Origin of the sequence: Streptomyces sp. S063, from assembly GCF_002832675.1 — a bacterium.
Lineage (GTDB): Bacteria > Actinomycetota > Actinomycetes > Streptomycetales > Streptomycetaceae > Streptomyces > Streptomyces sindenensis.
The window spans coordinates 3,684,024-3,709,697 of the sequence record NZ_CP021707.1 but is presented as its reverse complement, the minus strand read 5'-3'; the positions used below and the strand labels follow the sequence as shown (position 1 = coordinate 3,709,697).

At 69.9% G+C, this 25,674-nt stretch carries 33 protein-coding genes; 1 reads left to right on the top strand and 32 read right to left on the bottom strand.

The genetic code is table 11. The annotated features are described in order from the left end of the window. Positions 1-43 precede the first annotated feature (43 nt). The 20 genes from CCZ36_RS17000 to CCZ36_RS16900 form a co-directional block, all read right to left on the bottom strand. Complete coding sequence (locus CCZ36_RS17000; protein ID WP_128818032.1) at positions 44-379, bottom strand: hypothetical protein; 336 nt, start codon at positions 377-379, stop codon at positions 44-46. Between the two features lie 9 nt (positions 380-388). Further along, positions 389-1,615: a poly-gamma-glutamate hydrolase family protein gene (locus CCZ36_RS16995; RefSeq protein ID WP_128818031.1), complete on the bottom strand. Its 1,227-nt coding sequence runs from the start codon at positions 1,613-1,615 to the stop codon at positions 389-391. Between the two features lie 3 nt (positions 1,616-1,618). Then, on the bottom strand, positions 1,619-4,351 hold the full coding sequence (locus CCZ36_RS16990) for a hypothetical protein (protein ID WP_128818030.1): 2,733 nt from the start codon (positions 4,349-4,351) through the stop codon (positions 1,619-1,621). A 3-nt stretch (positions 4,352-4,354) separates the two neighbouring features. Beyond that, positions 4,355-7,552: a phage tail tape measure protein gene (locus CCZ36_RS16985; RefSeq protein WP_128818029.1), complete on the bottom strand. Its 3,198-nt coding sequence runs from the start codon at positions 7,550-7,552 to the stop codon at positions 4,355-4,357. Between the two features lie 202 nt (positions 7,553-7,754). After that, the gene (locus tag CCZ36_RS16975) at positions 7,755-8,273 is read right to left on the bottom strand and encodes a DUF7426 family protein (protein ID WP_128818028.1); all 519 of its coding nucleotides are present in this window, start codon (positions 8,271-8,273) and stop codon (positions 7,755-7,757) included. Further along, a complete protein-coding gene (locus CCZ36_RS16970) occupies positions 8,273-8,746 on the bottom strand; it encodes a phage tail tube protein (protein ID WP_128818027.1) in 474 nt (157 codons plus the stop codon). Before CCZ36_RS16970 ends, CCZ36_RS16975 begins: the two co-directional genes overlap by 1 nt. A 9-nt stretch (positions 8,747-8,755) precedes the next feature. Then, complete coding sequence (locus CCZ36_RS16965) at positions 8,756-9,187, bottom strand: minor capsid protein (RefSeq protein WP_128818026.1); 432 nt, start codon at positions 9,185-9,187, stop codon at positions 8,756-8,758. Next, positions 9,184-9,534: a hypothetical protein gene (locus CCZ36_RS16960; RefSeq protein ID WP_128818025.1), complete on the bottom strand. Its 351-nt coding sequence runs from the start codon at positions 9,532-9,534 to the stop codon at positions 9,184-9,186. Before CCZ36_RS16960 ends, CCZ36_RS16965 begins: the two co-directional genes overlap by 4 nt. An 11-nt stretch (positions 9,535-9,545) precedes the next feature. Continuing rightward, positions 9,546-9,863 (bottom strand): hypothetical protein, encoded by a 318-nt coding sequence (locus tag CCZ36_RS16955; RefSeq protein WP_128818024.1) that lies wholly within the window; start codon positions 9,861-9,863, stop codon positions 9,546-9,548. Beyond that, the gene (locus tag CCZ36_RS16950; RefSeq protein WP_128818023.1) at positions 9,863-10,528 is read right to left on the bottom strand and encodes a hypothetical protein; all 666 of its coding nucleotides are present in this window, start codon (positions 10,526-10,528) and stop codon (positions 9,863-9,865) included. Before CCZ36_RS16950 ends, CCZ36_RS16955 begins: the two co-directional genes overlap by 1 nt. A 137-nt stretch (positions 10,529-10,665) precedes the next feature. After that, positions 10,666-11,160 carry a hypothetical protein gene (locus CCZ36_RS16945; protein WP_128818022.1) on the bottom strand — a complete coding sequence of 165 codons (495 nt, stop codon included), beginning with the start codon at positions 11,158-11,160 and terminating at the stop codon, positions 10,666-10,668. 17 nt (positions 11,161-11,177) lie between these two features. Continuing rightward, the gene (locus CCZ36_RS16940) at positions 11,178-11,603 is read right to left on the bottom strand and encodes a hypothetical protein (protein ID WP_128818021.1); all 426 of its coding nucleotides are present in this window, start codon (positions 11,601-11,603) and stop codon (positions 11,178-11,180) included. A gap of 77 nt (positions 11,604-11,680) precedes the next feature. After that, positions 11,681-12,631, bottom strand: a complete 951-nt coding sequence (locus CCZ36_RS16935; RefSeq protein WP_128818020.1) for a P22 phage major capsid protein family protein — start codon at positions 12,629-12,631, stop codon at positions 11,681-11,683. A gap of 15 nt (positions 12,632-12,646) precedes the next feature. Then, positions 12,647-13,447, bottom strand: coding sequence for a hypothetical protein (locus CCZ36_RS16930; protein WP_128818019.1), 801 nt, complete (start codon positions 13,445-13,447; stop codon positions 12,647-12,649). Positions 13,448-13,761: 314 nt separating this feature from the next. Next, entirely contained in the window at positions 13,762-14,877 is a 1,116-nt protein-coding gene (locus tag CCZ36_RS16925; protein WP_128818018.1) for a phage minor capsid protein, read from the bottom strand. Between the two features lie 9 nt (positions 14,878-14,886). After that, positions 14,887-16,401, bottom strand: a complete 1,515-nt coding sequence (locus CCZ36_RS16920) for a phage portal protein (protein ID WP_128818017.1) — start codon at positions 16,399-16,401, stop codon at positions 14,887-14,889. Next, on the bottom strand, positions 16,382-16,588 hold the full coding sequence (locus CCZ36_RS16915) for a hypothetical protein (RefSeq protein ID WP_128818016.1): 207 nt from the start codon (positions 16,586-16,588) through the stop codon (positions 16,382-16,384). Before CCZ36_RS16915 ends, CCZ36_RS16920 begins: the two co-directional genes overlap by 20 nt. Next, positions 16,585-17,862: a PBSX family phage terminase large subunit gene (locus tag CCZ36_RS16910; RefSeq protein ID WP_128818015.1), complete on the bottom strand. Its 1,278-nt coding sequence runs from the start codon at positions 17,860-17,862 to the stop codon at positions 16,585-16,587. The genes CCZ36_RS16915 and CCZ36_RS16910 overlap by 4 nt, the downstream gene beginning before the upstream one ends. Further along, the gene (locus CCZ36_RS16905) at positions 17,862-18,404 is read right to left on the bottom strand and encodes a helix-turn-helix domain-containing protein (RefSeq protein WP_128818014.1); all 543 of its coding nucleotides are present in this window, start codon (positions 18,402-18,404) and stop codon (positions 17,862-17,864) included. The genes CCZ36_RS16910 and CCZ36_RS16905 overlap by 1 nt, the downstream gene beginning before the upstream one ends. A gap of 63 nt (positions 18,405-18,467) precedes the next feature. Then, entirely contained in the window at positions 18,468-18,941 is a 474-nt protein-coding gene (locus tag CCZ36_RS16900; protein WP_128818013.1) for a hypothetical protein, read from the bottom strand. Positions 18,942-19,395: 454 nt separating this feature from the next. Here CCZ36_RS16900 and CCZ36_RS36420 point away from each other — a divergent pair, with 454 nt between their 5' ends. Continuing rightward, positions 19,396-19,530, top strand: coding sequence for a hypothetical protein (locus CCZ36_RS36420; protein ID WP_257791369.1), 135 nt, complete (start codon positions 19,396-19,398; stop codon positions 19,528-19,530). Between the two features lie 237 nt (positions 19,531-19,767). Here the strand turns inward: CCZ36_RS36420 and CCZ36_RS16895 are convergent, their stop codons facing one another. The 12 genes from CCZ36_RS16895 to CCZ36_RS16850 all read right to left on the bottom strand — a co-directional run bounded on the left by CCZ36_RS16895 (position 19,768) and on the right by CCZ36_RS16850 (position 25,643). Beyond that, on the bottom strand, positions 19,768-20,160 hold the full coding sequence (locus CCZ36_RS16895; RefSeq protein WP_128818012.1) for a helix-turn-helix domain-containing protein: 393 nt from the start codon (positions 20,158-20,160) through the stop codon (positions 19,768-19,770). 151 nt (positions 20,161-20,311) lie between these two features. After that, the gene (locus CCZ36_RS16890) at positions 20,312-20,704 is read right to left on the bottom strand and encodes a hypothetical protein (RefSeq protein WP_128818011.1); all 393 of its coding nucleotides are present in this window, start codon (positions 20,702-20,704) and stop codon (positions 20,312-20,314) included. 146 nt (positions 20,705-20,850) lie between these two features. Then, on the bottom strand, positions 20,851-21,246 hold the full coding sequence (locus CCZ36_RS16885; protein WP_128818010.1) for a hypothetical protein: 396 nt from the start codon (positions 21,244-21,246) through the stop codon (positions 20,851-20,853). Positions 21,247-21,393: 147 nt separating this feature from the next. Then, complete coding sequence (locus CCZ36_RS16880) at positions 21,394-21,765, bottom strand: hypothetical protein (RefSeq protein WP_128818009.1); 372 nt, start codon at positions 21,763-21,765, stop codon at positions 21,394-21,396. A 149-nt stretch (positions 21,766-21,914) separates the two neighbouring features. Further along, the gene (locus tag CCZ36_RS16875) at positions 21,915-22,124 is read right to left on the bottom strand and encodes a hypothetical protein (protein ID WP_128818008.1); all 210 of its coding nucleotides are present in this window, start codon (positions 22,122-22,124) and stop codon (positions 21,915-21,917) included. A 31-nt stretch (positions 22,125-22,155) separates the two neighbouring features. Beyond that, the gene (locus CCZ36_RS16870; protein ID WP_128818007.1) at positions 22,156-22,452 is read right to left on the bottom strand and encodes a hypothetical protein; all 297 of its coding nucleotides are present in this window, start codon (positions 22,450-22,452) and stop codon (positions 22,156-22,158) included. Positions 22,453-22,456: 4 nt separating this feature from the next. After that, the gene (locus CCZ36_RS36415) at positions 22,457-22,579 is read right to left on the bottom strand and encodes a hypothetical protein (protein ID WP_257791368.1); all 123 of its coding nucleotides are present in this window, start codon (positions 22,577-22,579) and stop codon (positions 22,457-22,459) included. 77 nt (positions 22,580-22,656) lie between these two features. Continuing rightward, entirely contained in the window at positions 22,657-22,806 is a 150-nt protein-coding gene (locus CCZ36_RS34785; protein ID WP_164873515.1) for a hypothetical protein, read from the bottom strand. A 3-nt stretch (positions 22,807-22,809) separates the two neighbouring features. Then, on the bottom strand, positions 22,810-23,661 hold the full coding sequence (locus CCZ36_RS16865) for a hypothetical protein (protein WP_128818006.1): 852 nt from the start codon (positions 23,659-23,661) through the stop codon (positions 22,810-22,812). Between the two features lie 3 nt (positions 23,662-23,664). Beyond that, positions 23,665-24,117: a hypothetical protein gene (locus CCZ36_RS16860; RefSeq protein ID WP_128818005.1), complete on the bottom strand. Its 453-nt coding sequence runs from the start codon at positions 24,115-24,117 to the stop codon at positions 23,665-23,667. Between the two features lie 12 nt (positions 24,118-24,129). Beyond that, a complete protein-coding gene (locus CCZ36_RS16855; protein ID WP_128818004.1) occupies positions 24,130-24,780 on the bottom strand; it encodes a hypothetical protein in 651 nt (216 codons plus the stop codon). Continuing rightward, positions 24,777-25,643, bottom strand: a complete 867-nt coding sequence (locus tag CCZ36_RS16850; RefSeq protein WP_128818003.1) for a protein transporter Sec31 — start codon at positions 25,641-25,643, stop codon at positions 24,777-24,779. Before CCZ36_RS16850 ends, CCZ36_RS16855 begins: the two co-directional genes overlap by 4 nt. Between the last annotated feature and the right edge of the window lie 31 nt (positions 25,644-25,674).

Genomic DNA, 25,674 nt, shown 5'->3' with positions numbered 1-25,674 from the left:
GCCCCGGCCTGGTGGCACGGGGCGTTGGCGGCTGAGCGAGAGGTCAGGCGGTGGGCATGCGTGCGGTCCAGTGCACCGGCTGGCCCGACCAGGTGTCGGGACCTTCGGCGGCGTCCGTGAGGAGGATGAACAGCGTGAAGCCGGTGGCGTTCACGGAGATCGCCCGAGCCTCGAACCGGCCGGTGACTCCCGCGCCCGAGGCGATTTCGGCGCTCATAATCGGCGCGACGGGGAACGGCTCCGGGAACGTGACGACCTGGGTGTAGCTGCTCTGGTTGGTGAAGGACACCGAGATGACCCCGGCCTGGTAGTCCTTCGCGTTGAGCCTGCTGTCCGTAATACGCATGCCCGGCTGCCACAGCGTCGCGGGAACGGGCATAAAGTCCTCCTACAGGGCGACGATGGTGGGCTCGGCGAGACGCACGTCCGCGCCCGTGAGGTGAGGTTTCACGATGCCGTTGACGGAGCGGGTGACCGTCATCGACTGCGGGCCACCCAGCGTCGTGAACTCTCCCCAGCTCGCCGTGACCGGCAGCACGTTGGTATTCGCGCTAGAGAGAATCGTGCGCAAGCCGATCTCTCCGGCCGCGGTGAGATCGGTGTCCGTCGTCTCCAGCTGCCACCCGGCAGGCTCGGCGGTACCGGCCTGCCAGGCTTTCGCCCGGAGCGCTGACCCCGCCAGCTGGAAGCGGACGGCGACCCGCCCCCCAGCTGTGTGCGTGAGCCCGGTGGTGTGCTGCACGAGGAACGTCTCGCTGCCGCCGACCCGCTTGCGGAGGGTCAGGACCACGGCCTGCGCCGTCGTGAATTCGACCCGGGCGAGGTACATGTTGTTGCCGTCGGTGTACCGGGCGACAAGGGCGAGGAAATGCCCGCCTCCAGCAGCCAGGACGTCGGTTGCGACGGTCGCGTACAGGTCGACGTCGGCGGCCGGGGCGGGCAGCAGGCAGTACCGGGAAGCGTTGATGGCACTCACCGCGATCAGCCCGCGGCCGGTGTAGGCGGCGCGGATCGCCGCGGCATACCGGTAGAACTCCTCCGTTCTCGCGCCGGAGTCCCGGACCGCGCGCGTGTTCTGCCCGTCCGGGAAGAACCGGTCCCGCTGGGCGCGGGACAGCTCCAGCTGCACGCCCGCAGCCGTCGCCGTCTTATTGCAAATGTTGTTCGGGTTGGTGCCCGCGATCTCCGAAGGGGCGTCTGTCACCGTGAACCCAGCGGTGGTCAGCGAGGCCGTGATTCGGGCGACGAGCTCGGTGTCGAGTCCGCCGATCGCCGTGACCGGCACCCCGGCCGTCCCCACGTACCCGTGGAAGCTGAGGCACCGACGAACGGCACCGACCAAGCTGATGGCCTGCGGCTCGTCGAAGTTGGTGCTGGTGATGTGCAGGTCGCTGTTGCCGCTACTCTTCAGCCCGGCGAACTCGTAGTACGCCATGCGCGCCCCAGCTCCAGAGACCTCGCGGGCGATCTCTCCGGAGCCGCCTTCGATGCCGCCGCCGTGGATCGCGATCGCCGCCCACGTCGCCCCCGCCGGGGCCACGGCGGTGCGGGAGTAGGCGACGCCTTCCGTCTCGGCCGCCGCCAGCGCGGCGTAGTTCGCGTACAGATCAGCCACGGGTCACCCTCCCTGCACTGAGAACTGGGAGTCCGGCCCCCCCGTGGTCGTCCACGTCTGCCCCGATGTGGCGGTACCCCAGCCGCCCGTGACGCTGCGGTCGAAGCGGTCACCCCTCGCGCCGACGATGTCGGTGACGGTGACGAGCTCACCGCCCACGACGACGTCGAACGGGAAGTCGGTCGGATGCACGAGGCTACTCACCCAGGGCTGCCCGGCCGTCACGGTGACCGGCAGGACCGTGGCGTCCGAGGTCACGCCAGCACCCAACTGGGACCCGCTGGTGTCTACCCTGCCGCGCACTCGATCACCCACCACCCCCACCCTGTACGGGCTCGCCGGCGTGCAGACGAGGGTGACTGTCCAGGCGCGCGGGCGCGGATCGTGCTGGATCTGCATCACGTGCAGGTCTGTCGTCGACTCACCCACCCAGAGCGGCAGACCGGTCAGCCGGATCAGATCGCCGATTCGGAGGCGAAGTACAGCCGCGATCAGCTCGGGGTGGCGGTGCAGGTCGATTCGGATGCCGGGGTAGCGGGCCTCGTCCACGGTGCCGAGGTGCGCGAGCCAGGACGCCATCGGCTGGGCCTGCGAGTCGTCTGCGAGGTTCAGCTCGACGGACTCGTCGTAGATGCCCACGCCGCCCTGCTCGGACGGCAGAACGGACAGCGGACCGGTCTCGACGACCGCACGCCCGGACCCGCCACCGCGCCGACTGGCCGTGACATCATTCCGTACGGCCTGATCGTCTTCGACCGGCTCCAGCGCCGGCGCGATCGATCCGTACGGCAGCACGAGCACCGGATCCTGGTTGTATAGCGAGGTCCGCGTGCGGTAGATGAGGCCCAGGGCGTCCGGCCGCTCCATGAGGATCCCGCCGTCGGCCTCCGCGCACTCGTGCAGCAGCTCGACGAGGGTCTGCGGACGCTGCGGACCCATCAGGGCAGTGTCGGCCGCAGCACCCAGGAGGCCGAGCTGAATGCCCTCCTCACCTGCAAGCCGGAGCGCTCGGGCACCCGCGGTTTCGCGGTTGTACCCGTGGTCCGCGTAGTCCATCACCTGCACACCAGGCCGGTTGAAGACGACGACGTGCCCGATTGCGGTCCCGTCCAGGACGGAGGTGTAGGTGCCGCTGATACTGCGCAGCGGGCCCACGGTGCCGGTGAAGGACTGCTCCCAGACTGCTCCAGTACCGCCGATTGGGATGATCAGCACGGCGATCCGGACCAGTGATCCGTCCTGGGTCAGAGTCAGCCGGAATCGGTTCCACTGACCGGCGATCGGACCCGATCCGCCGGTCAGTACGGCCGACGAGCTCTCGCCGTCAGCGCTGATCCCCATGATCGTCACGCCGCCGCCCGGGCCCATCCGCACGGACAGCCGAGGCCACGGAGAGACCCCTGTCGTGAGCTCCAGGATGGGCATCAGCAGGGTCGGCTCCGTGGCCCGGTAGTACACGAACTCCAGCTGCCAGCTGGTCGATGCCGGATACGTGGGCACCGCGGCCTTGAGCGTGGACCCCGTCGTAATGGTCGGCAGCGGCGACGAGCCCGGCAGGGTATCGGCCGACGCCCAGTCCAGCCCTGGCGCGATCAGCGGCCGGCAGCCGGGGACGGGGCTGTACGCCTGGGTGGCGCTGTCGCCCTCCTCCATCGGCCAGTACGCCACAGGAGCCGCGCTCGGGATCCTCCTGCGAAGCGTCGAGTTCAGAGCTTTCCGGCCCTGCTGCATACGCCGCAGGATCCCAGCACCCTCGACGGGCACCCAGGCGTCCTGACCGGACGGTGCCCATCGGGAAGGCCAGGAAGCCACCTCCCCCATGAAGATGGAGACGAGCCGGGTGAACCCCGCAGCCCCTTCCAGGGTCCACACGCGGCCCGTGGTGTCCGTATGCGACGTCGCACCGACCGTCGCTGTCGACCAATCGACCCGGGCCGCCACCGTGCCGCCAATGCCCGCCCGAACCTCCGCCCCGTGCATGCGATCCGGCACGCCCACCCAGCCGATGAACCCGAGGTCACCGACCCCAAGCGGCGCCGACGCAGGGTGGGTCGAAGTGGTCCCGGCCTGGACCCACGGAGACCCCACCATGCTCCACGGGCCGGCCAAGGAAGGCCCCTTGTAGAAGGTGACCGTACGGCCGCTGGCCCCGTTGTCCGTGTCAAGGGTGACCCGCAAGGCTGCCCGCTCCCCAGGAGTCAGGCCCAGCGCCGTAGAGATGACGTTGTGCGAAATGGACCCGTCCGCCGACCAGCTGAACTGGAGCCGACCGCCGGACACCAGCGCGAGAACCCACCCCCGGTTCGGGGCGAGACCCCACCGGCTGATCAACTCAGCGTCCCCGCCGACCGCCGGAGACCACGTATCCGGGGTGAGCTCGATACGCACGTCCAGGTCCGTGGTGCCGCTCGGCAGCCCCGTGGCAGACGCGGTTGCCCGTGCCCCCGACCCGCGTAGCCCGAGGTAGGTCTCGGTTCCGGGGACGGAGACCCGGGCCGGCGTGTTTCGCCCAAGCCGCCCGTAGTGCGGCGACAGGGGATTCCTGGGGCTGAACACCCCGTCCTTGTTGTTGAGGGTGAGCGACAGGGCTGCCGGGTCCACACCGGTGCCCTGCGCGCTCATCCCCGCCACCGTCCGGATCGGGTCCCGCGTGTACGCGCGCTTCGTCACGTCCACCCAGGTGGTACCGATCCGCAGCTCCGCGCGGAGCCCGAGCGGATCCTCGGGGAAGGCCATGGCCTACCTCCTTCCGCCGAGGACGAGCTGCACGTCCCCGCCCTTCGCCTGCACGGAGCTGCGGAGCTCCTCGATGAGCCAGTCGGACCGGCGGGATCCGTCGGAGCGGATCTCGATCACGGTCGGTGCCGCCGCGCCCCGGGGGCCGGAGCCGGAGCCTCCGCTGTACGAGCTCGCGCCCGGCGGCGTGAGCACCGCGTCCGGGTCGACAAGGCCGGCCATCGACCGGTCGACGAGGCCGCGGTCGCCGTCGATGCCCTCGGCCAGGCCCTGCGGGATGAACCGGCCGATCAGCGCCATGACGCGGCTGGGCGACTTGATCCCGAGCGCCTTCTTGATGGCCTTTTGCATGCCGGTGGCGATCTTGAGCATCTGGCGCTCGATCGCCGCCTGCTCCCGCTGGAGCCCACGGACGAGCCCCTGGCCGGCCTGGATGCCCGCGCCGTACATCGCATTGCCCGCGGTCGTCCCGGCGTTCCCCGCGGCCTTGACGAGCGCCGCCTGAGAGCTGTTGGCCTGCTTGATCTGGGCCTTCGACGCCGTAGCCAGTGCGGCGGCCGCCGACGCGCCCTGCTCGACCCCGGCCTGCGCGATCTGAGAGATCAGGTCGGCCCTGAGGCCCTTCTTGCGGAGCGCCGCCAGGTGCGCCTCGAAGGTCTGCGCCCGGGAGACCTGGGCGTCGAGCGTCTGGATGATCTGGTCGGCGGAGGTCGGCCCGCCGTCGGCCGTGATGTTCCCGGCTTCGAGGATGCCCTTCTTGACGTCGGCCGCGAGGGTGTCGCGGGCCTTGATCTGGTCGGCCAGCTTCTTCTGCGCGGTCTTCAGCCGCGCCGCGACGACGGCTTCCCGGGTCGCCAGCTTGATCAGCTTCTTGCTGTCGGAGCTGATACGGCCGAGCGCCTTCGACCGGGTCTTCCCCGGGCGGAGGCTGTCGGTGACGATGTCCGCCAACTTCGCGGCCGCCGACTTCACCTGCTTCGTGCTGCCGGTGAGCCCGTCGACGAGGCCGCGGGCGATCCAACGCCCCTGGGCCTTCGTCACCTTCGACGGCGACGCGATGCCCAAGGCCTTCGCGATCGGCCCCGGGATGACGCTCCGAGCCCAGCCCATGATCTGCGACTTGATCCAGCCGCCCATGGACTGAATGCCCGACCAGAGGCCCTGGACGACGTTGCGGCCCTTCTCCAGCAGGAGGCTGTGGAGGGAGCCGATGCCGCGGGTGATGCGGCCGGGGAGCCCCGAGACCCAGTTGACGAGCTGGCCGCCCTTGGTGACGACACCGGTCTTGATGGCGTCCCAGTGCCGCAGGAAGATTCCGACGAGCGACCACTTCACGAAGAAGGAGAGGATCTGCCCGCCGATGGACTTGATCTTGGACCAGACCCAACCCCACGCCTGGGTGGTCCACTTGACGATCTTGTCCCAGTTCTTCCAGATCAGGATGCCGAGTGCGACGACCGCGGCGATGACCCAGCCCACCGGGCCCATCGCGAGGACCCAGGCCGCCGCCATGCGTGCGCCCTGGAGTAGGGACTGCGCCCCCATCAGCAGCCAGGCGCCGACTACGCGCGCACCTGCGGCCACCTGGCCAGCCGCCGAGGCCGCAGCCCCCGCCCCAGCCATCAGCCACCCGGCCGCCACCCTGGCCCCATTGAGCAGTGCGCGGCCCGCCATCAGCAGCCACACGCCGACGACGCGACTGCCGGCCGCCACCTGTGTCCCAGCCGACCGCAGCGCGGCGACACCGGACATGACCCACCCGGCCACCACCTGCGCGCCCCGGACCGTGGCCGCAACGCCCATCAGGACGAGCGCCGGCACGAGCACACCCGCGACGACACCGGCCACGACGCGCAGGGTGACGCCGTTCCTCTGCGCCCACTGCCCGAACCGCGCCAGCGCCGGAATGACCTGGGTGCCCAGGACATTCACGATGCCTTGTGTCACGCCACGTTTGAAAGCCTCGACCTTGACACCGGCGGACTCCTGGATGGAGTTCCCGGCCTTGTCGACCGCGCCGGAGAAGGTGCCGAATTTAGCGGCCGCCTTCGACGGGTCCATGGTGTCGAAGGCCCCACCGAGATCCTCGAATTTGGTCCCAAAAAGGCCCAGCGCGACCGTGTTCTTCTTGACGGGGTCGTCGAGTCCACGGATCTTGTCGAAGATCGTGTCCATCGCCTTGGTGGCCTTGGGGCCGCCACCGGCGAGAACCTTGATCATCTTGTCGGCGTCAAGCCCAAGTGCCTTGTACGCATCGGCCGCCGCCTCGCTGCCGTCGATAGACAGAAGCGAGAATTCCTTGATCGCGTCAGCCGCAATATCAGTGTCGCGCGCACCCCCGGCAAGAGCCTGCGACACAAGGCCCATTGCCGTCGGGCCATCAATTCCGACCTTACGGAATTGCGTGCTGTATTCGTCGAACGTGTCGAGGAGATCCTCCGACGCGTTCAGGCCCTTCTGCTGGGCCTTAACGAGGATGTCCATCGCCTCTTCGGCGTCGCGGGCCATCCCTGTCTTGATCATCTTCCCGACGGTCGTCGAGACGTGGGCGACTTCCTCGCCGAGGATCTTGCCGGTGGTCGCGATGCGGACACCGAGTGCGTCGAGCTGCTTCTCGGTCGCATCGGTCGGGATCAGCCCGTTCTGGCTGATCGCGGCCATGGTGTCGGCGGCGGTCTGGAAGTCCTCGACCATCGCGCTGGCGAACAACCTGCCAGCCGCCTTGCCGTACTTCTGGGCGACCGCCGGAGCTCCGCCGATCCGCCCCTCCAGCGTCCCCAGGATCTGGGACTGGTCCAGGTAGTCGGTGATCCCGACCATGAGGGCAGCGCCGGCGGCGATGCCCGCGCCGGCCGCGATGGTCTGGAGCCGGGACAGGCCCCCCTCGGCCGCCTGGACCGCGTCGTCAGCCCCGTCCCGGGCCCCGTCGCGGAGCGCGTCGCCGAGGGCGTCCCCGGCGGCGTCACCGGACCGGCGGGCAGCCGCGACGAAACGGCCCCGGGCATCCCGGATGCTGCCGTCGGCGGCCTGGATAAAGCCGTCACCGAGGGCCTGGCCCGCCTGCTGCCCGACCTGCTCGGCATCGTCCGCCATCCGCCGGCCGGACGCGTTGAGGTCGCCCTCCACCCGCCGGAGGGCAGGGCGCACTTCCTCGTCGTCGAGCCGGATGAATCCCACCAGCTCGCCGACGGTCAACGCCACGATGGCCCCCTATTTGCTGCGGCGCTCAGGAGGCGCGAAGTGCCGGTTGATCCGGGTCTCCGCAGAGAGGAGCCCGTAGATGCGGGTCTTCAGCCAGCGCCAGCTGCGCGCCCGCATGAGCCCGGGGTGTCGAGGTCGATCCCGTACGTCTGCTGGAAGTCGGCCTCGATCAGCGCCCACTGCTCCAGCAGGCCAGCCCAGGTCAGCTGCGGGCCGCCGCCTTTTTGGGCTTTTTGGGCTGGGACGCCGTCTTCGTACCACTCGTAGAGGCCCGTTTCCGGGTCGTAGTCGCCGCACCCTTTGCCGAGGAGGCGCGCGCGCCCGACTTCCGCCGTGCCGCGCGATTCGGTTTTCCCGGCTGCGCCCCGGTCGACCAGTACTGGGCGGCGGTCTCGCGGTCCACCGTGATCCACATCATCGTGGTGATCGCGACGTGCTTGAAGCGGCTCCAGCGGAGGTCCTTCAGGAGGACGTCGTACTGGTCGCCGAGGCACATCTTGTAGAGGTCCAGCTCCTCCTGGTCGTCAAGGGCCTGGGAGTCGACTGGGGCCCCGCCCGCGACCATTCGGGCGGCCAGCGTCGTGATCTTCTCGATCTTGACGCCGTCCTCGGCTGCCGGGTCCTCGATCCGGTAGACCCGCTCGACCCCGTCCTTGCCCGTGACCGGGAGCTCCAGGACGTCATCGAGGAAGGCGTCGAGCGCCTCGAAGTCGCCGGCCATCAGGCGATCGGGTTCGTGATCGGGGTGATCTTGCCGTCACCGGTGATGGTGATCTCCACCTGGCCGAGCGCGGTGTGCTCCCCGCCGGACTCCTCCCACTTCACGATGCCGGTCCCCTCGTACGCCTCGGGGTAGCCCTCGCGATCGAACCAGCGCGAGTGCACCTTCGAGCCGGAACCGAACTCGAAAGCGGCCAGCCTCAGCTTCTCGTGCGTCGGGTGGTACACCTTCACCTGGTCGTTGACCTTGCGGTTCAGGGTCGTGGTCAACTCCCAGGACTGCGCGGTCTTGGTGTTGCCGTTCCAGCCCTCCGACTCGTAGTCCGAGGAGTCCTCGATGTTGGGGTCGGGCATCGGCGGCTTGAAGTCGGTGACGCCCATCACCGTCGTCCATTCCGGGGCCTCGGCGGTGCCCATGTTGAGCTGCCAGCGCCACCGGCGGGCGAGCGCGGTCTCCGGGGTGGGTGTCGACATGTGCTGCTCCTACTCGTTCAGGAAGGGGCCCGGCCTGGTGGTCCGGAAGTAGAAATTGCTGGTCAGCTCGTTGCGGCCAGCAGTGTCCTGGCCCATGAGTCCGGCGGACTCGCGCCAGGACAGGGCCACGTAGACGTCGCGGAGCCGGTATCTCCGCCGCTCGTGCAGCAGCCGGAAGGCGCCGTCCGCGAGGCCCCAGACCTCCCGGAGGTCGGGACCGGCCCGGTATCGGATCTGCACGGCCGTGATCGCGTCCGTGGTGTCCGTGTCCTCGACCGGGTACGGCGTCAGCACGTACACCCGGGCGGGCTCCTCGGGCATCGCCCCCAGGACGATCGGGGTCTCACCCGGGCCGATCGGGCTGTCGGGCCGGTAGACGCCCAGGCCCGCGCCGTCCATCAGCTCGGCCAGGCCCTCCAGGAGGTTGACGGTGTACGTCATCGCATCGCCCGCCGGAGCTCGGCCGCGACGATCGCGGCCACCTGCTGCCGGGCCTGGTTCAGCGGCTCCTCGACGTACTTCGCCTGCCGGCCGGGCGCGTGCTGGAAGTCCAACTCCTCGTGTTGCCGGATCGCGTACGGGGTGTCGTAGCTGACGGCGGAGGTCAGCATCGCCTCGTCGACCGAAGCGGTCCCGGACCGGGACAGGGCGGCCTCGTCGAGCGGGACGACGGCCTGGGTCTCGCCGAGGACGTACTCCGCGGCGAGGAACGCGCCACGAGCGGCGGCGGGCCGGAGCGCGCGCACCACTTGGTCGCCGTTGAAGCGGAGTCTGTAGCGCGCGGGCATGCGGCGGCCCCCTATTCGAGCTGGATTTCCACGTGGTCGGGTGCTCCGAGGCCGCCGCTGTCCCGGGGCGCGTCCTGGATGACCCGGGTCTGGCGGCCGCCCGGGAGGGTTACCCGGGACAGGGGCGGGGCCGTGGTGCCCGGGGAGGCGTACGCGGTCGACGAGGAGACGACCGTGTCGCCGGTCGGGGTCCGTACGTTTCGTGTCTTCTGGTCCAGGAGGCACCGGACCTCGACGGGCGGCCCGTACAGCGGGCCCGTGCTGGACCGGCCGGCGTACGGCTCGACAGTGATCCGATGCCGCAGGAAGCGGCGCGGGACGGCCACCATCAGCAGCTCGCCAGAGCCGTGAAGCGGATGTGGTCCTCCGGGATGAGTCGTAGTGCGCGGAGGAGCTTGGGCGCGTAGTACGACGGACCAGACCCGTCGATTCCGCTCCCGAACTGGAGATTCACGCTGCCGATCTGGGCTGCCTTGAGAGGGCCGGAGATGTCGGTCTCCTCGCCAACCTCGCCCCAGAATTCGACCTGGCTGCACACCGCGTCGCGGAATCCGGCGGCCACCAAGGGGTGGGTGGGCATCCCGTCCTCGTCCACGTCGTAGATCGCGGTGAGCAGGAAGTCTGAGTCCAGGAGTTCGGAGGCCCGCTCCAGCAGCTTTTGGGCGTTCAGCGGGGGCGCTTCCTTGAGGGCGTTGGCGAGGTCGGTCGTCGTGGCGTACACCCGGCCGTCCCCGCGCGCGCCCGGGGCCGGAGCGACGGACACGAGCTCTTGCTCAATGCCCGCGCCGGTACCGGTGACTGACCACGACAGACGCCACACCCCGGCCGCCGTGTAGACCACCGGAGCAGTCCACGCTGCGCCGTCGTCCACAGGCGTAACCACAGGTGTGGATACCGTGCCGTCCGGGGCGGCCAGGACCAGCGTCACCGCGGTCGTCTCGTCGTGTTCGCCGACCTCCAGCCGGGCCGTGACTAGGTCTCCCACATCGGGCATCGAATCCTCCTGTTCAGTGGCGCGGGCGGCCGGAGCCCTGCCGGCCGTACGAGAGCGCCCACCACAGCACTCCGCGTACGCCCAGGCTCCGACCGCCCCCGCCTCCACCACCGCACCTACGGGATGGTCCAGGTCGGCTACGCGCTGGCGCCGATGATGTGGATGTCGTAGGTGACCGCCGACCCCGCACCGGAGTTGGCGACCTTCAACAGATCGCCGGTCGACGCGGTGACCGCGTAGCTGGTCGCATCGGCCGCCCCCGTGCCCACGGCCACGAAGGCTCCCGGGCGCAGGGTCAGCGTGTGCGTGGCACCGAGCAGGGTGGACCACGGGTTCGATGCTGCCGCCCCGACGACCACGTTGTTCGTGTTCCCGGCCGCCGCCGCGATCACCAGGCCCTTGATTCGGGCGAAGCTGATCGTCGCGCCGAACGCATCGACGAGGACGCCCGCCAGGTCGAGGTCCTCGGTCCCCGACGCGGCCAGCGTGCGCCGGTCGGAGAACACGCGGTCCGCCTTGCCCGCCCCCGTGCCGCTCCCCAGGGACACGGACCTGGATAGTGCCTGGGGCGCCCTGCTGGTCCCGAGTTCGATGGCGTTGACCTGCTCGGCGAACGCGGACACGGCAAGCATGGCTCCAGACAGCGGCATCAGCTGTCGCCCCCGTACCGGGCCGCGAGCTCGTCGCGGGTGAGGCCTTCAAGCTCGGCCTCCTCGGCGGAGTCCTGGGCGCGCGTGCGGGCGTACGCCAGCCAGTCCGCCTTGGAACCGGACTTGGCAGGCTGGCGAGGCTCGTCCGTCGCGGCCTGGGTGACCGGGGTCAGCTCGACCGGCGACGTGTCCTGCGTCGCTACCTCGCCGGGCGTCGAGGGCGTCGTCTCCACCAGGTCCTGGCCGGGGCCCTGCGCGGCCCGGGGGCCAGCCAGGGAGAGGCGGGACAGGATGCCGTCGTCGACCACGGGCGGGTTCGCCTCGTCGTCGCTGAGCCGCTTCCAGTTGTCCAGCGAGTCCAGCCGGGCGGACCGGCCGTTCATCTCGACTCGGTCGCCGGTGCGTTCGTTGAAGTAGGTCGTCATGATCTCCCCTCCGGGAATGCGAAGGGGCCCGCCGTGGCGGGCCCTGCTGGGTCGGGTGGCGCGCGATGCGCCGGGGATCAGGCGGCGTCGGCACCCTTGATGAGCACAGCGCGGTTGGCGTCGAGGGTCTTGGCGCCGTACAGGGTGTCGATGCTGACGACGTCCTGCTTCTTGTCCTGGTCGTATCCGTAGATCACGCGCAGGGCGAAGCCCTTGTAGTTCATGATCGCGGCGTTCTGTGCGCCCTTGGGGAGCTCCAGCGGGCGGAATGCGAGGGCGAAAGCCGTCCTGTGGAAAGCGAGGTTGACCTCGGAGGTCGGTTCGCCGGGGGCCGGAGAGGCGGCGGGCTGGCCGACGTTCTGCGTCATGTACGGGTCGAAGCCCGACACCCGGCCGCCCATGGACGCCTCCAGCAGACCCTCCGTGGACCCGCGCTTGTCCGCCTGCCGCCACGTCTTCTCGGCGGTCCAGCGGGCCTGCGTGGTCGGGCCGACGACGACGCTGCGCTGGGACAGCGGCACGTTCTTGCGGCTCAGCAGCGCTCCAGCCTCGACCAGGACACGGGAGTCGCTGTACGGGTAGAGGCCGCCCGGGTAGTTGTAGTCCTCGCCCGCGACGTTCTCGGCGACGCCGCCGACCTCCTGGACGATGTCGTCCCGCAGGAGGAGCAGGTCGTTGTCGATCTTCTGGGAGATCGCCTCCATGGCCGGGGTGAGGAGCTGCTCGTCGAAGTCCTCGATCTTCAGCGTCATGTCCTCCGACGTGACGGCGAAGGAGACGTCGGCGAAATGGTTCAGCGTCATGTTGACGCTGGTCTCCGTCGCCTCCTGGACGATGATGCCCGTCGCCCGGTTGTACTCGTGGGCCTCGAACACGGCGGGCTTCCGGATGGTGATCGCGTCGCCCTGCTTGCGCGCGAACTCCGGCTCGTAGTCCCGGTGCACGAGCGACGCCATGACGGTGGTCTCGTACAGGTTGGCGAGGGCCTGGCGCGCGATGACCTGCGCGGTCAGGAAGGTGTTGGCCATGGGGTGTGTCCCTTCTTAGCCGGTGCGGCGCTTACGGCGCGCCTTCCGGATCTCGTCGATATCGGTGGGGTCGGAGCCGTCGCCGTCCCCGGTGCCGCCGCCGAAGTCACCGGCGGAGCTGTCGGGTGCCTGGGTGCCGACCTTGAGCTTCGGGTTGTCCTCGACGGCCTTCTTGATGGCCGCGGACACGGCCTTGCCGAACCCGTCGTCGGCCGGGTCAAGGCCCTTGATCGAGTTGAGGAACGCCCGGGAGTCAGTGAGCGCGTCGGGGTCCGCCCCGTGCTTGCCCGCGCCCCGGTACACCGCCAGCTCGACCGCGGTCTCACGGTGCGCGGCGGTGGCCTGCTCGATCTTGGCCGTCAGGGCGGCAGGGTCCGGCGGAGTGTCCTTCTCGTCCTTGATCAGGCCGAGAGCCTTGCCGAGCTCCTGCACGATCTCCGCGCGGGCCTCGTCAGCGGCCGCCTTCTTCGCCGTCGTACGGGCCTTCGCCGACTCGCCGTTGGCCGCCTTCAGCTCCTTCTGGAGCCGCGCGATCGTCGCCTCGGGACTCTCGTCACCGGGCTTCTTCGCGGGTGCCTTCGGCTTCGGCTTCTCGCCCTTCGCCGCGTCGTCGTCCTGGCCGTCGCCGTCACCGGCCCCGCCAGTGTCCTCGTCGTCCTGGTCGCCCGCGCCGTCGCCCTCATCGCCGGTGTCGTCGTTGCCGGAGCCGGAGTCGTCTCCGTCCCCGCCGTCGGCGTAGAGGAACGGGTCGAAAGGGCCGGCACCGTAGGGGTGGGACCATCCGGGCCGGTGACGGGCAAGGGTTCGCTGCTGCATCGTGCACTCCTGGTGCGCGTAGGTGGAGGCCCCGCACCCGGCGAGGCTGTACTGCAATCCGGCCCGCACCCGGCGGGCGGAAGCTTTATGACATCGGCCTGACAGGCGCTGAGAGAGGGGCGGGCGTACCGTCGATGTATGAACATGACAGGACGGGATGATGTGCGCCGTTGTCCCGAGTGTGGTTCGCGGGCCTATACCGAGGGGCCGATCGAGACCTCGGCAGTGGGGCACAAAGGCCGGGAGTTTCAGCGCGCCGTCTACTTCTGCAAGAACGAGGAGTGCGAGAAGTTCGAGTCGGTGATCGAGCCCATCTAACGGGCGCTCTCCAGCTGTTCGCGGCGGCGCTTGCGCGGGAGGCCGGTCTCGTCGACCAGGTCCCGGATGCGGGCCTGGTAGGCGCGGACCTTCGCGCGCGCGGCCGTTGCCTTCTGCTCGTCCATCGCGCCCGCGGCCTCGCGCTTCCACCGGCGGGTCTGCCGCTCGTAGTAGCGCTGCCGTTGCGTGTCCTTGTACGTCCCGCGTGCCTCGGGCTTCGGCCGCTGCTTCGTCAAGCCCGGCAGGTACGCGCGCACGTCGTGACGACAGTTCGGATGGAACAGCCCGGCTGCCCGCGCCTCGGGCAGCGACCCGGCGACCGACACGGTGACCATCCGCCCGTCCTCCGTCGCGTGCTCCAGCTCGACGTCGCGCTCACCCGGGGGACCATCGCGAACGAGGATCTTCCCCTCCCAGCGGCGGCACAGCGGGCACTCCTCCGGGGCCTCCGAGATCATCACCAGTTCGACCCCGGCCGCGCCGAGGCGGTCGGTGTGCGCGTCGACCGCAGCCCGGCCGACGACGCTGCGGGTGGCCATCTCGACGTACGACCGCATGTCCCACGAGCGGCCGGCTCGGTCGATGAATCCGGTGACTCCGCGCGCGGTGAAGCGGTCGAGGGCGGTCTGCGCGGCCTGGCGGCGGGTCTGCGCGCCCAGCAGCGGGGCCGATGAAGCGTGGGCGACGACCTCCCGGTAGACGTCCATGGTCTGCCGGAGGATCCGCAGGTGTACGGGCCCGGTGTCGGCGATGAGCGCGTTGGCCAGCCGGTCGACTGCGGCGACCGCCGGTACTGCGGAGGCGGCTGCTGCGGCTTGGCCGACGGCGAGCGCGCCGAGCTCCGCCACTGCCGCCTGCTGCCCGCGCTCGTATGCCTCCGCGACGGCCTGCTGGATCGTTCCGGACGCGTCGAGCTGGAGTGCGTCGATGACGGCCTGAATCGCCGCCTGGAGGTCGCCGAGGGAGCGTGCCTTGAGCTCCAGCCACAGGGGCGACTCGATGTCGGCGGCCAGGGCGTCGCGGATGCGCTCGATGATCGTGCCTTGCGCTGCCTCGTACAGGTCGGCGATGGCCGCCGCGAGGTCCTCGGCGAGCGCGGGGGACACGGGCATCGGAGCCTCCTACGGCAGGGCGCCGGACTGCATCGGGTCCGGCACGGCCATGCCGCCCTCCTGGTGGATGCGCTCGACCTCGGCGGCCACCATCGGTTCGTCCCACTCGGGGTGAGTCATGCGGACGAGGGTGTCGGTCGAGGCCGCGTTCGCCCGGCTCAGCATCTCCGCCGTGGTGGCGAGGGCCAGCGGGTCCTCCTGGACGCCGTCCTGGAACTCGATGTTCGGCCGCTGCGGCTCCCCCTTGGTGCCGAAAACGTACTGGTCGACTGCGAGGAGCGCGTGCACCGCGTTGGCGAGCCCGGGGCGGACGCGAAGGATCTTCTTCCCCCGCGTGGTCATGCTCCTGCGCTCCTTCGAGACGACCTCGGTGGCCGTTACGGCGACGTCAGCGCCGATTCCGAAGGTCTGTGCCGAGTAGCCGCACGACCGGAGGATCTGGTTGATCAGGTCCTCCGAGGTGTCCCGGTGCTCCTGGACGCGGATCGCGAACTGGGAGACTGTGAGGGCCATGCCGTCGCCTCGCGCGAGCGCGTTGACTCCGGCGAACGCCTCTTGGTCCGGGTTCCAGCTCGCGCCCCGGCCGGGGCCGTTGGACTGGAGGTAGGAGTCGGGTACGACGAGGCGGCCCTTGCCGATGCGGATGTCCCGCATCCAGCTGGCGTACGTCTCGTCGAGCTGGTCCATGAGGGACTCGACGCCGTCGAGGTCCGATCGGCCGAAGTCCCGGAGGTACCCGTCCTTCCGCCACCGGCGTGATGCCTGGTTCGGGAGGTAGGAGACGTCGAGGCCCTTGAAGCCGGTCTCGATGACTCCCTCCGCGTTCACGGCGGCCGCGAAGCCCTGGGTCGCCTCGCTCTCCTCCAGCGGGACCGGATGGCCAAGCCTGCCGGACGTGCCCTGGTACAGGCCGTGTTGGATGCCCTCGGGCTCGTGGCGCTCCAGGTGCCGCCACACCTGTCCGTCCTGCTCCCGTACGACCTTCCAGAAGGTGACAGCGGAGAGTCGGCCCCAGCGGAACTCGGGGACCGCAGCGTCGGCGTGGACGGCGTCGAGCCAGGCCTGATCCGCGAGCTTCTTGTCGTAGACCGGGCGGAGGTAGACACCGCCGAGCGCGGCTCCGACCTCGGCCGCAGTCTGGAGCGTGGCCAGCATCCCGTCATCGGTCAGGGCGTCCAGGCGTTGCTGTGCCGCCTCGTTCTCGACGGTGAACTGGGGCGGCTCGGAGAACAGAAGGTCCGCTGAGCCGGCGCAGATGTCGCCCGCGATCGGCACGTGGATCTTCGTGCGCCGTTCGCCCTGCGCGGTCGGGGTTCCCCACCACCAGCGGGCGATCCGGCCGATAGCCCCGGAGGCGTACTGGAGACGCTTCGGGTCCGGCGTACCGGCCCCGGAGCCGCCTCCGTACAGGGACTCCAGGCGGTCCGGGTCCCCGGCCCACCAGGTGTCCCAGGTGTTCATCGCGGTGAGAGCGGGCGACAACTTCGGTGGCGGCCAGGGAACGTTACCCGTCGGCAGCGGCATCGTCGCCCCCTTCGTCCCGGCTGGGGTTCTCGATCTCGTCGGCAGCGGCGCGGAGCAGCTGGGCGAGCTCGGGCCGTCCGTACTTGAGCGTCCCCTCGCCGTCGAGGTCCACGGTGAAGTCGCCGAGGCGGACCTCGGGGGTGGAACCCACCCGCAGGTAGACGGGCAGGTTCAGCGACGCGGTCACGCGGCCACCTCCAGGCGGGTCGGGATGTACGGGCGCCACAGGACCTCGGTTGTACGGACGCCGTACCGGAGCGCGTCGCAGCTGTGGTCGTTCTCCTTGATCGGCTTGTCCTCGCCCGCCTCGGCCGCGGTGTCGTCCCACGAGTAGCCGGGCAGCTCCTCGACCAGGCCGGTCGCGGACTCGTGGATCAGGAGTTCACCGGTGCCGAGGAGCGAGCTGACCGTGCGGATGCCGTCGAGGACCGCGTTGTCGGCGTACGTCACGCCGGTGACCCCGTCGCGGTGCAGCTGCTCGATGAACGAGCTCGCGGACGGGTCGACGACCGTCCACTCCGGGGTGACCCCCACGGCGGTCGAGTGCGGGTGCCGAACGCTCGCCAACCATGTGCGGCGGGCCCGGCTGTACTCGGCGTCGGTCATCTGCCGGCGGGAAAGCCGGGAGTCGTGCCGGTACTCGCCGACCACGTACAGCCGCCGGTCCGTACCGAGCCCGAGGAGGACATCGGCGAAGGGGTTCACGGTGCCGTAGTCGATGCCGTCCGCGAGCCACCGGTCGATCCTCGGGAGCTCCGAGACGACGTGCCGGGTCGGGTCGAACATCTCGTAGACGGCGCCCTCGGACTGCACCCAGGCGCCGAGGATGAATCGCCGGTACCAGAGGCCGACGTACTCCTTCTTCAGCGAGGCGACGTAGTCCGCGTCCAGCGACGGGTTGTCGTCGAGGTTGAAGTGCCACGACCGCAGGTTCAGTTCGCCCGCGCGATCGAGGTACTCCTTCTTCAGCCAGTGCCCGGGGTTGTCCGGGTTGGTGGTGCCCATGAGCTTCGCGCCCTTGACGGACAGTCGGCCGAGGAGCTGGCGGAAGAAGTCCTTCGGGAGGAGCGACACCTCGTCGCAGTAGACGAGGCTGACGGTGGCCCCTCGGATCTTGGCCTCGGAGCGACGGTCGTTCGCGCCGATCAGGTGCACGGTACGGCCGAGGATGACCGCGGTCTTCGCGCCCGGGGTCCAGACGATCAGCTTCGACAGCTCGCCGAACAGGCCTGGGTCGACGAGCGGCTCCATGATGTTCCGGCCGATCGTGTCGAGCGTTCGGCCGGTGATCAGGATGAGGCCGGCGCGCGGGGCGGCGGCGACCGCGGCGAGCAGCGCGATCAACGAAGCGATCGTCTTCCCCGAGCGGATCGCCCCGTGCCAGATGTTGATGCGCGCCGTGCACTCGACGATCGAAGCGATCTGCTTCCGGGAGAGGGGCAGGTCGACGTTACGGAGCATCACGCCCCCTCGTCGGCCTCCTGGTCCTGCTGCTGGGCCTTGTAGACCGCCGTCAGTCCGGACATCAGCTGGGTGATGAGGGCCAGGCCCTCTTCGACGCCGGACTCGTCCTTCGGGGGCACGAGCTTGAGCGAGCGGTCCAGCGCCGTGGCCACGGTGCCCATCAGAGCCCGCTTATCGGCGGGCGTCGGCTCCGGCGCGAGGTGGGTGTCGAAGTCGTGTTCCTTGCCGCCCCAGTCCCAGTACAGGAGCGGTTGGCTGATCTTCGCGGCCTCGCGCTCGGCGATGTCCTGGAGCTTGATGGCGAAGGCGGCGCGGCGGTCGGCAAGGTCGGCCTGGCGTACTTCGGTGGCGGCGGCGACCTGTCCGGCGCGGGCGGCGAAGCTGATGCCGATGTGCCCGGCCTCTTCGCTGATCGTCCGGCCCGAGCGCCCGAGGATCTTCGCGATGGCGTTGCGGCTCTTGCCCTCGGCGTGCAGCTCACGGATCTGCTTCCGGATCTCCTCGCGCTTTTCGTCGGTGATCGGGTCGCCCTTGGCCATGGTCACCCCCGGGCGTGCGGAGGCCCGGCCGCGCACGGGCGCAGCCGGGCCGGTCTGGGGCGGCTACTTGGCCTTCGCGACCAGCGCTTCGAGCGCCTTCGTCAGCTCATCGCGCCGCTCGTCGGAGGTGAGCGCCTGGTCCCGCGCGCCGAAGGCCAGGGCGAACCGGTCAACCTGCCGCCAGTCCGCGTCTTTCGGCATCTCCTTCACCCAGTGCGCGGCGACCGTCGGCGTCCCGAACTCGTAGATGGACACCGTGTCGGTGGTGATCAGCGCCGTGCAGTCGTTGGCGTGCGGCTTCTCGCCTGCGGCCTCCTGCGAGCAGCCGGCCGTGTTGTCCTTCGGGTCGCCGAGGGTCTTGACCCCGGTGGCTTCGGCGAGGCCGGCGGTCGCGGTCTTCGCGGTGAGGCCGGCGGGCTGGCTGCTGCTCGGGGCGGACGGCTTCGACTCGGTGGTCGGTTCGTCGGCCGGGTCGCAGGCGACGAGGGCGAGCAGGAGAGCGGCGCCGGTGACGGCGGTGGTGGTGCGGGTGAGCATGGTCCCCCCAGGACAGGTGCGATCGAGGGACCAGCATGGCGGACCGGTGGCCACCGTGTGGAGGAAACGCGAAGGCCCGCACAGTGGCGGGCCCTTATGTCCGGGCACGCCGGACTTGGGGACAGGATGCGACATTCGTCGCGGATGCGCAAGCAGGGATGCCCCAACACCCTGCGCAGAACTTTCCGCAGACGCCAGGAAGCTCGGGGGGTGGTTCCCTGGTTCGTCTGGCGGTTCGAAGCGGGGGCTGAACAGAGCGGACACATATTGCCTGTTCAGCGACGTGGGCTGCTCTCAGCATGGCAGGGACTACTACGTGTCACGCGAACCGCGTAAACTCCCTCATGTCTCCCAGGAATCCTTGAACTCGTTCCGTACGGGCCCGGGTTCGTAGATTCCGGTACCGCAAGGGTGCCGGTCCGGCGCTGCAAGGTGCTGGTCGGATGAATGGGAGGTGGGAGTGAGCTCCGACCTGGAGAAACCCCGCACGAAGTGGACGAGCGCCGAACAGGCGCAGATCTGGCTCGCCGCGGTGGGGGTTCTGGTGGCGATCATCGCTCTTGTGGTGGCAGTCGCTCAGTCCAGCTGAGTGTTCACGCACGATCCCGGCGCAACCGGTCGCTTGCACATGCAGCGAGCCCGGTCTACGGAAGCGCGACCGGGCTCGTGAACTGCAACGGAGGTCCCAACCCCTGCCAGGGTTGGGGCCTCTGCATTTTGTCGGGAGTGAGAATATGTCACCCCCACTGACAGCGAGGGTACCTGGCCTAGGCCGTATGGCATAGCAATACGTTTTCGGGGATGGTGGTACGTTCTCGCACCGCTGTCACCCCCGCCGGTAGACCTGGCGGCCTGCGAGGGCGGCGGTGACGGTGGCCCCGCGCCACCGGTTGGCCGGCCCGTCGGTGTCGTCAGGGGCCGGCCACCGCCCCTTGGACACGTCGGCACGGATCGTCCCGGCCGTGATGCCCGCCAGCTCGGCGATCTCGCGAGCGGTGTAGAGACGGCGCGGCTCGAACGGCAGGGGCCGAGCGAAGTGCTTCTCGACAACATGATCAACCTCAACCGGGTCGTAGACGTACGCGCGCCCGCGCTTGCCCGTGTGGGCGGGCCAGTCCGGGTGCTGCGACCACACGTTCGCGATGGTGGCGTGGGAGCGGCCGTAGCGGGCGGCGATCTCGCGGAGGGTCTCTCCCTCGGCGGGCGGGGTGGCTACCATGGTGGTCCGGCCTTTCTGGCTGGGTGCGACCGGCAGTGTTTCGCGAGCGCCCTTCGGGGTGTCTGGGCTTCGGCCTGGCGCTGCCGGTCTTTGTCGTTTCCGGGGGTGGTTCGGGGTGCCGCCCCGGCTGGGTGCCGAGGCGGCGGGATGGTCAGTCCTGCGGGGGTTCGGTGCCCTCGGGGTCGACCAGGAACTCGATCAGGTCGGCGAGGTGCTGCTCGCCTGCCATGCAGAGGAGGACCGCTCCGTCGGCGCGGTGCCCGGCCCCGGAGAGGGTGTACCCGACGGTGAGTTCGGCGGCCGTGATCCAGTGGAGCAGGGCGGTGGTCGCCTGGGCGAGCTGGAGCTCGGGGAGCGGCTGCTCGTCGACGATTTCGTACGCCCGGATGATGGCGGGGAGGTAGTCGCCGATGAGGCTGACCTCGCCGGTCGACGGGAGGGTGATCGGGATGGGCAGGGCTGCCATCGCGAGGTTGATGCCGTGGGCGAAGTTGGAGAGTCGCCGCATCAGGTCTTCGGTGCGGGCTTCCTGGTGGTCGGACATGTGGTCCGCCTTCCTGTGTGGGTGTTGGTTGGGGTTCGCGGCCCCTCCCTTGTGTCTCCAGTATGGCATCAACGCCACTGTTTTGCAACACTTGCGAGTGGGGAAACGGGAAGGCCCCCGGCTGGTTGCCGGGGGCCTTGGGGTGACTAGCTGTCGTTCTCCTCCAGCCAACGGTCAGCCAGCCAGATGCTGATCTCCTTCAGCTTCTCGTCCGCGTCGTTGAGGACGGTCGCGGCGCTGAGCGCCCGGGCGGTGTGGAAGCCGTTCACCACCAGCAGGGTGAAGATGTCGACCGCCGCGAGCCAGTAGCAGCAGGCAGCGACGAACACGTCCTTCGGGGCCTCGGGGAGCGGCTGCTCCTCGATCAGGATCATCGCCCGGCGGACGGCGGGGATCGCGTCGGAGAGGACGATTTCCTTGCCGCTGGGGGCGGGGAGAGTGATGGAGATCGGGAGGCCCGCGCAGATGACGATGAGGTCGCTGTACGCGTGGGCGATGAGGCCGGAGAGGTGGCTCTTGGTCTCGTCTTCGAAATCGGACATTGTCCGTCCTTTCGGTTGGGTGGTGGTCGGGGTTCGCGGCCCCTTCCTTGTGTCTCTAGTATGACACTTAACTCCATTGTTTTGCAACATTATTGGGCGAGAAAGGGGAAGGCCCCCGGCTGGCTGCCGGGGGCCTTCGGAGTGTCGCTAGCTGGACTGGTCCAGCAGCCACGTTCCCAGGTCGTGGATCGCGTCACGCGCGATCATCAGGACCCCGAGGAGCCCGGCCGCCCGGGCCTCGACGTAGTCCTCCTCGATCAGGAGGCGGTAGAGGTCGGCCGCAGCCAGCCACAGGACCGCACCGGTGTACAGCGCGGACTGCTGCGCCTCCGGCATCGGCTGCTCCTCCGCCAGCTGCTCGATCCGCCGGACGGCCGGGACCATCTCCAGGTTCGTCACCAGGCCGGTGGGCAGGGCGATCGGCAGCGGGAGCTGCGCGCAGCAGGCGACGAGGCCGCCGTAGGTGGTGGCCAGGCGGTGTGTCGCCGTGCCCATCATCTGGTCTTCGTGGTCGGACATCTTCTTCACCTTTCGGTTGGGTGGTGGGTTCGGGTTCGCGGCCCGTTCCCTTGTGGCTTCAGTATGACACTGAACGGCATTGTTTTGCAACGCTCATGGGTGAAGAAACGGCCCCAACCCGACCACAGGCTGGGGCCGTTCCCCGTCAGCTACCTGCGCCGCCACCCCGACAGCCGGTCATCAGCACCGACCACCGCCGACAGCCGCATCCCCGGAAGCTCCGAAGTCGGCACACCGACCTCCTCCGCGATCAGCGACGCCGCGTACCGGGCCGGCACATCCGCATCCGGCGCATCCGCCACGACCTCCGCCTCCCCACCGACCAGCAGCAGGACCTTGACGTTCACGCGCTCGCTCATGGGCTTTTCCTTCTCGGGCCGGGTGGGGTGGTCAGGCAACGACATCGACGACGACCTGCGTGTAGAGGGTCGGGCGCCCGTCCTCGGTACGGGTGTAGGCGGTCTCGGCGGACAGGACGGTGACGGGTTGGTCGTGGAGCACGGTCGTCTCTCCGGTGGCGGGGATCGGCATGGTGCCCGTGGTGTCGAGCTGGACCAGATGCGTGCCGTCGGGGGTTTCGAACGTGAGGCAGTGGCTTGCGGTGAGCGTCTGGCCGGGGAGGGCCCGGCATTCCTCGCTGCGGTCGCGCTTGATGATTGCCGCGAATGTGGGGTGAAGGTCGGTCATGGGGTCATCGTCCCTTCTGCTGCTGGCCAGTGGGAGCGGAGCCGCTCCTTTCAGCCGCGCGGGCGGCCTTGCTCGCCTCGTTGCGCTTCTTCAGCTCGCCGATGCTCATGGAGGTCTGGAGTGCCATGCTGTGCGTCCTGTCTCGTGGTTGGGGATGGGGTCCGGGGCGGCCGACTCACTGCCAGGCGACCGGCCGCCCCGGGATCAGTTGTCGTCGGTCTCGGTGACCGTCAAGTTGGGGCGGTACTTCCGGATGCGATCGATGCGCTCCTTCGCGAAGTCCGGGGCGTTCGTGGCGAACTCATCGAGGAACGTCCCGTCGGCGTCCTCAACGCGATAGCGGACAAATTCCATGGGTCAGGCCCTTTCGTGGTGGACGTGGTGGCGGACGGGGTTGTGGGGGTCGGGGGTGATCCGGAAGGGGGGCGAGGGGGTGTTGTCCGGGTTGTTGTTGTTGTTGGGCTGACCTGCGACAACACCGGCAACAACGGGGGGCCTGGGAGAGGTTGGGGGGAGGGGAGGGAAGTCCTTCCGGTGCACCCCCTCCCTGCCGCCCAGCGGGGGCACCCGTACGCCGGGCCGTACGCGCACCCCGTGGCGGGTGAGGAGGGCGCGGACATGGGCCGTCCTCCAGGGGGTGGCGGGGAGGCCCATCAGGGGTGTGCGGGTGAGGCGCTCGGCGAGGGTCGCCAGGTGTACCCCGGAGCCCTTGGTGTAGGCGTCGTTCAGCAGGACGGCGACGTACGACAGCGGGAGCAGCTCAGAGGGGTGCTGCTCGGGCTCCGGGGCCTCCTCTTCGGGCTGCTCCTGGTCGCCGTCGGCAGGCTGCTCCGGCTCGGCGCCTGGCGCGGGCGGGAGTGCGAGGTAGCCGAGGGCGAGCGCGGTGACCACCCAGGCCGCGGCCGCGATGATGGCGGCGACGGTGGTGCACGGGGTGGCTTTCGTGACGCTGAGGGCGATGCCGAGCCCGAACCAGCGCAGCAGCGCGGACCCTTCGGCGTCCGCCGGCTCTTTCGCGGCCTGCTCCCCCGGGGCCTTCTCGGGTTCCCCCTCTGTGCTGTTCGGGGTGCCCTCGGGCTTCTCCTTCGCGGGCTTCTTTGGCGCGCTCGAGGGCTTGGGGCGGGCGTTGCAGAGCCAGTCGACGGTGCGGCGGGTGAGTTTCTCGGAGCCGAGCCAGAGGGCGGTCCAGAAGCGGATCCAGGTCTCCATGGGTCAGGCCCCGAAGATCAGGAAGAGGGCGGCGGTGAACTGGCTCGGGACGTCCCAGATGGAGCCGACTCCGGCGGACGGCCAGGTGAATGAGGCGGTGGCGTAGAGGATGGCGGCCCGTACGGGGTTGAGCGGTGCCACGAGCATGAGGATGAAGAGGGCCAGGCAGGCGGCGCCGATGCCGATCTCTCCGAAGGCGCCGGGGCCACCGCCGACCCCGAGGCCGGTCCATCCCTGCTCGACGACCTGCTGTGGGCTGGACCAGATTTTCCCGGCGGCGTTGTAGGAGGCGCCGGTGGCGAACGCGCTCAGGCCGGCCTTGAAGGTGGTGAGTTGGACTTTGCCCTTGCCGATGACGCCGAAGATCAGCCAGAGGGTCAGGCAGACCGCGAGGCCGCCGGAGCCGAGGAAGCCGAACACGCTGCTGGCGCTGCCGGGTGCTGCGATGGAGTACATGGTCAGGAGTCCTTAGAGGCCAGGCGCGTGCAGGGCGAGGGCGAGGGCGGCGGAGCAGACGGGGATGCGGGCGGCCCAGACGAGGACGGGGCGCAGCGCGGGGGGCATGTACGGCAGGCCGGGGAGGTAGCTCGCGAAGATCCAGGAGACGAGGCCCATGGCGACCCCGACGCCGGCGGCGGCCGGGCCCGCGTCGGTCAGGAGGTCGCGCATCATGCCGACGAGGCCGAACGCCCACCCGGCTCCGGCCGCGCCACCGTGGTAGGCGAGCCAGATCCGGCGCCGGTGCAGGCGCTCGGCGGCGCGCTCGGCGGCCGGGTCCGGTGCCAGCCACGGGGGCGCAGCCTGCTGCGGCTGGTTCACGGTGACGTAGAACCCAGGGGCGAGCTCCTGCTCGGCGGGGGCCGGTTCGGGCTCCGGGGTGCGGTGGCCGAACGGGCTGGGCGGCAGGGACCACCACGGGCTCTCGGGCTCCTCCTCCGGCTCGTCGTCCTCGGGCTCCTGGTCGTCCGGCTCGGCCGGGGCTGGCGGACCGGCCGGGGGCACGTAGCGGACCTTGACGAGCGGCTCGGGCTCCGGCTCGGGCTTCATGAGGGGGCCGTCGATCCGGTCCCGGAGCCAGCCGCGGAGCTTGCTCTCGGTGTCCTTCTCCGGGGCGCTCATGCGGGCTTCCGGACGGTCCGGAGGTACCGCTCGACGCTGCTCTCCTTGGCGTTGGCGTCCGCGACCTTCCGGACGTAGCGGAGGACGGCGTCCGGATCGGTGATGCCGCTGGAGACGGCCGTCCGGACGGCATCCGCAATGGTCATCGGCCCGGTGGCGGCAGGCGCGTCCTCGTCGTCCGGACGCTCCGCTCGATCCTCCGGATGATCCGGACCGGCCTCCGGATTCTCTCCGGAGGCTCCGGAGAGCGCGGCACGCTCGGCGGCGACGGCCTGCTCGGCGCGGGTCAACTCGCGGCGGACGGACACCATCGCGAGGCGGCCGCCGGCCTTCGCGCGCTCGGCGTCGACCCACTGCTGGGTGTGGCTGTCGAGGGGCTTGGCGTGGTGGCGCAGCACGACGGTCCACAGGATCTTGGCGAGGCCGGACACGGTCGCGGCGACGCCGCCGATTGCGAACTCACCGGAGATCCAGCCGTGGGTGCCGACTGCGACCATCGCGATGCCGAGAGCCACATACCCGGCGCGGCGCGGGAGGACGGCACGTTCCTGGTCGTAGCGGGCGAGCCACTCCAGGGCCATGCAGGACAGCCATGCGAGGTCGAAGACGAGGGCGGCGGCGTACGCGGCGGCGGTGAGTGGGACGACGAGAGCGAGGAGGCTGCCGATGCTCGCGGTCGACCAGACGATCGAGGCGACGCCGATCACGGCGGCCGCCGCGGTGACCCCGGTCAGCACGACGCGGTCCCAGTCGCGCGGGGGCTGCGGGACGTCGACCTTGTACCGGTCGAGGACGAGGTGGGTGGTGCCGTCGATGGTGTGCGGGACGAGGCGGCTGCGCTCGACGGTGCGAGTGCGGGGCATGGGGATCTCCGGGAGCGTGGTGCGGCCGAAC

Excerpts from the sequence above, each read along its gene's own strand:
- CCZ36_RS16930 (WP_128818019.1), bottom strand. The coding sequence starts at position 13,447 with ATGCAGCAGCGAACCCTTGCCCGTCACCGGCCCGGATGGTCCCACCCC.
- CCZ36_RS16965 (WP_128818026.1), bottom strand. The coding sequence starts at position 9,187 with ATGACGTACACCGTCAACCTCCTGGAGGGCCTGGCCGAGCTGATGGAC.
- CCZ36_RS16890 (WP_128818011.1), bottom strand. The coding sequence starts at position 20,704 with ATGTCCGACCACCAGGAAGCCCGCACCGAAGACCTGATGCGGCGACTC.
- CCZ36_RS16850 (WP_128818003.1), bottom strand. The coding sequence starts at position 25,643 with ATGCCCCGCACTCGCACCGTCGAGCGCAGCCGCCTCGTCCCGCACACC.
- CCZ36_RS16925 (WP_128818018.1), bottom strand. The coding sequence starts at position 14,877 with ATGCCCGTGTCCCCCGCGCTCGCCGAGGACCTCGCGGCGGCCATCGCC.
- CCZ36_RS16920 (WP_128818017.1), bottom strand. The coding sequence starts at position 16,401 with ATGCCGCTGCCGACGGGTAACGTTCCCTGGCCGCCACCGAAGTTGTCG.
- CCZ36_RS16860 (WP_128818005.1), bottom strand. The coding sequence starts at position 24,117 with ATGTACTCCATCGCAGCACCCGGCAGCGCCAGCAGCGTGTTCGGCTTC.
- CCZ36_RS36415 (WP_257791368.1), bottom strand. The coding sequence starts at position 22,579 with ATGGCACTCCAGACCTCCATGAGCATCGGCGAGCTGAAGAAGCGCAAC.
- CCZ36_RS16950 (WP_128818023.1), bottom strand. The coding sequence starts at position 10,528 with ATGCCCGATGTGGGAGACCTAGTCACGGCCCGGCTGGAGGTCGGCGAA.
- CCZ36_RS16870 (WP_128818007.1), bottom strand. The coding sequence starts at position 22,452 with ATGACCGACCTTCACCCCACATTCGCGGCAATCATCAAGCGCGACCGC.
- CCZ36_RS16990 (WP_128818030.1), bottom strand. The coding sequence starts at position 4,351 with ATGGCCTTCCCCGAGGATCCGCTCGGGCTCCGCGCGGAGCTGCGGATC.
- CCZ36_RS16960 (WP_128818025.1), bottom strand. The coding sequence starts at position 9,534 with ATGCCCGCGCGCTACAGACTCCGCTTCAACGGCGACCAAGTGGTGCGC.
- CCZ36_RS16975 (WP_128818028.1), bottom strand. The coding sequence starts at position 8,273 with ATGGCCGGCGACTTCGAGGCGCTCGACGCCTTCCTCGATGACGTCCTG.
- CCZ36_RS16955 (WP_128818024.1), bottom strand. The coding sequence starts at position 9,863 with ATGGTGGCCGTCCCGCGCCGCTTCCTGCGGCATCGGATCACTGTCGAG.
- CCZ36_RS16885 (WP_128818010.1), bottom strand. The coding sequence starts at position 21,246 with ATGTCCGATTTCGAAGACGAGACCAAGAGCCACCTCTCCGGCCTCATC.
- CCZ36_RS16940 (WP_128818021.1), bottom strand. The coding sequence starts at position 11,603 with ATGACGACCTACTTCAACGAACGCACCGGCGACCGAGTCGAGATGAAC.
- CCZ36_RS16935 (WP_128818020.1), bottom strand. The coding sequence starts at position 12,631 with ATGGCCAACACCTTCCTGACCGCGCAGGTCATCGCGCGCCAGGCCCTC.
- CCZ36_RS16900 (WP_128818013.1), bottom strand. The coding sequence starts at position 18,941 with ATGCTCACCCGCACCACCACCGCCGTCACCGGCGCCGCTCTCCTGCTC.
- CCZ36_RS34785 (WP_164873515.1), bottom strand. The coding sequence starts at position 22,806 with ATGGAATTTGTCCGCTATCGCGTTGAGGACGCCGACGGGACGTTCCTC.
- CCZ36_RS16970 (WP_128818027.1), bottom strand. The coding sequence starts at position 8,746 with ATGTCGACACCCACCCCGGAGACCGCGCTCGCCCGCCGGTGGCGCTGG.
- CCZ36_RS16880 (WP_128818009.1), bottom strand. The coding sequence starts at position 21,765 with ATGTCCGACCACGAAGACCAGATGATGGGCACGGCGACACACCGCCTG.
- CCZ36_RS16910 (WP_128818015.1), bottom strand. The coding sequence starts at position 17,862 with ATGCTCCGTAACGTCGACCTGCCCCTCTCCCGGAAGCAGATCGCTTCG.
- CCZ36_RS16945 (WP_128818022.1), bottom strand. The coding sequence starts at position 11,160 with ATGCTTGCCGTGTCCGCGTTCGCCGAGCAGGTCAACGCCATCGAACTC.
- CCZ36_RS17000 (WP_128818032.1), bottom strand. The coding sequence starts at position 379 with ATGCCCGTTCCCGCGACGCTGTGGCAGCCGGGCATGCGTATTACGGAC.
- CCZ36_RS16905 (WP_128818014.1), bottom strand. The coding sequence starts at position 18,404 with ATGGCCAAGGGCGACCCGATCACCGACGAAAAGCGCGAGGAGATCCGG.
- CCZ36_RS16855 (WP_128818004.1), bottom strand. The coding sequence starts at position 24,780 with ATGAGCGCCCCGGAGAAGGACACCGAGAGCAAGCTCCGCGGCTGGCTC.
- CCZ36_RS16865 (WP_128818006.1), bottom strand. The coding sequence starts at position 23,661 with ATGGAGACCTGGATCCGCTTCTGGACCGCCCTCTGGCTCGGCTCCGAG.
- CCZ36_RS16875 (WP_128818008.1), bottom strand. The coding sequence starts at position 22,124 with ATGAGCGAGCGCGTGAACGTCAAGGTCCTGCTGCTGGTCGGTGGGGAG.
- CCZ36_RS16895 (WP_128818012.1), bottom strand. The coding sequence starts at position 20,160 with ATGGTAGCCACCCCGCCCGCCGAGGGAGAGACCCTCCGCGAGATCGCC.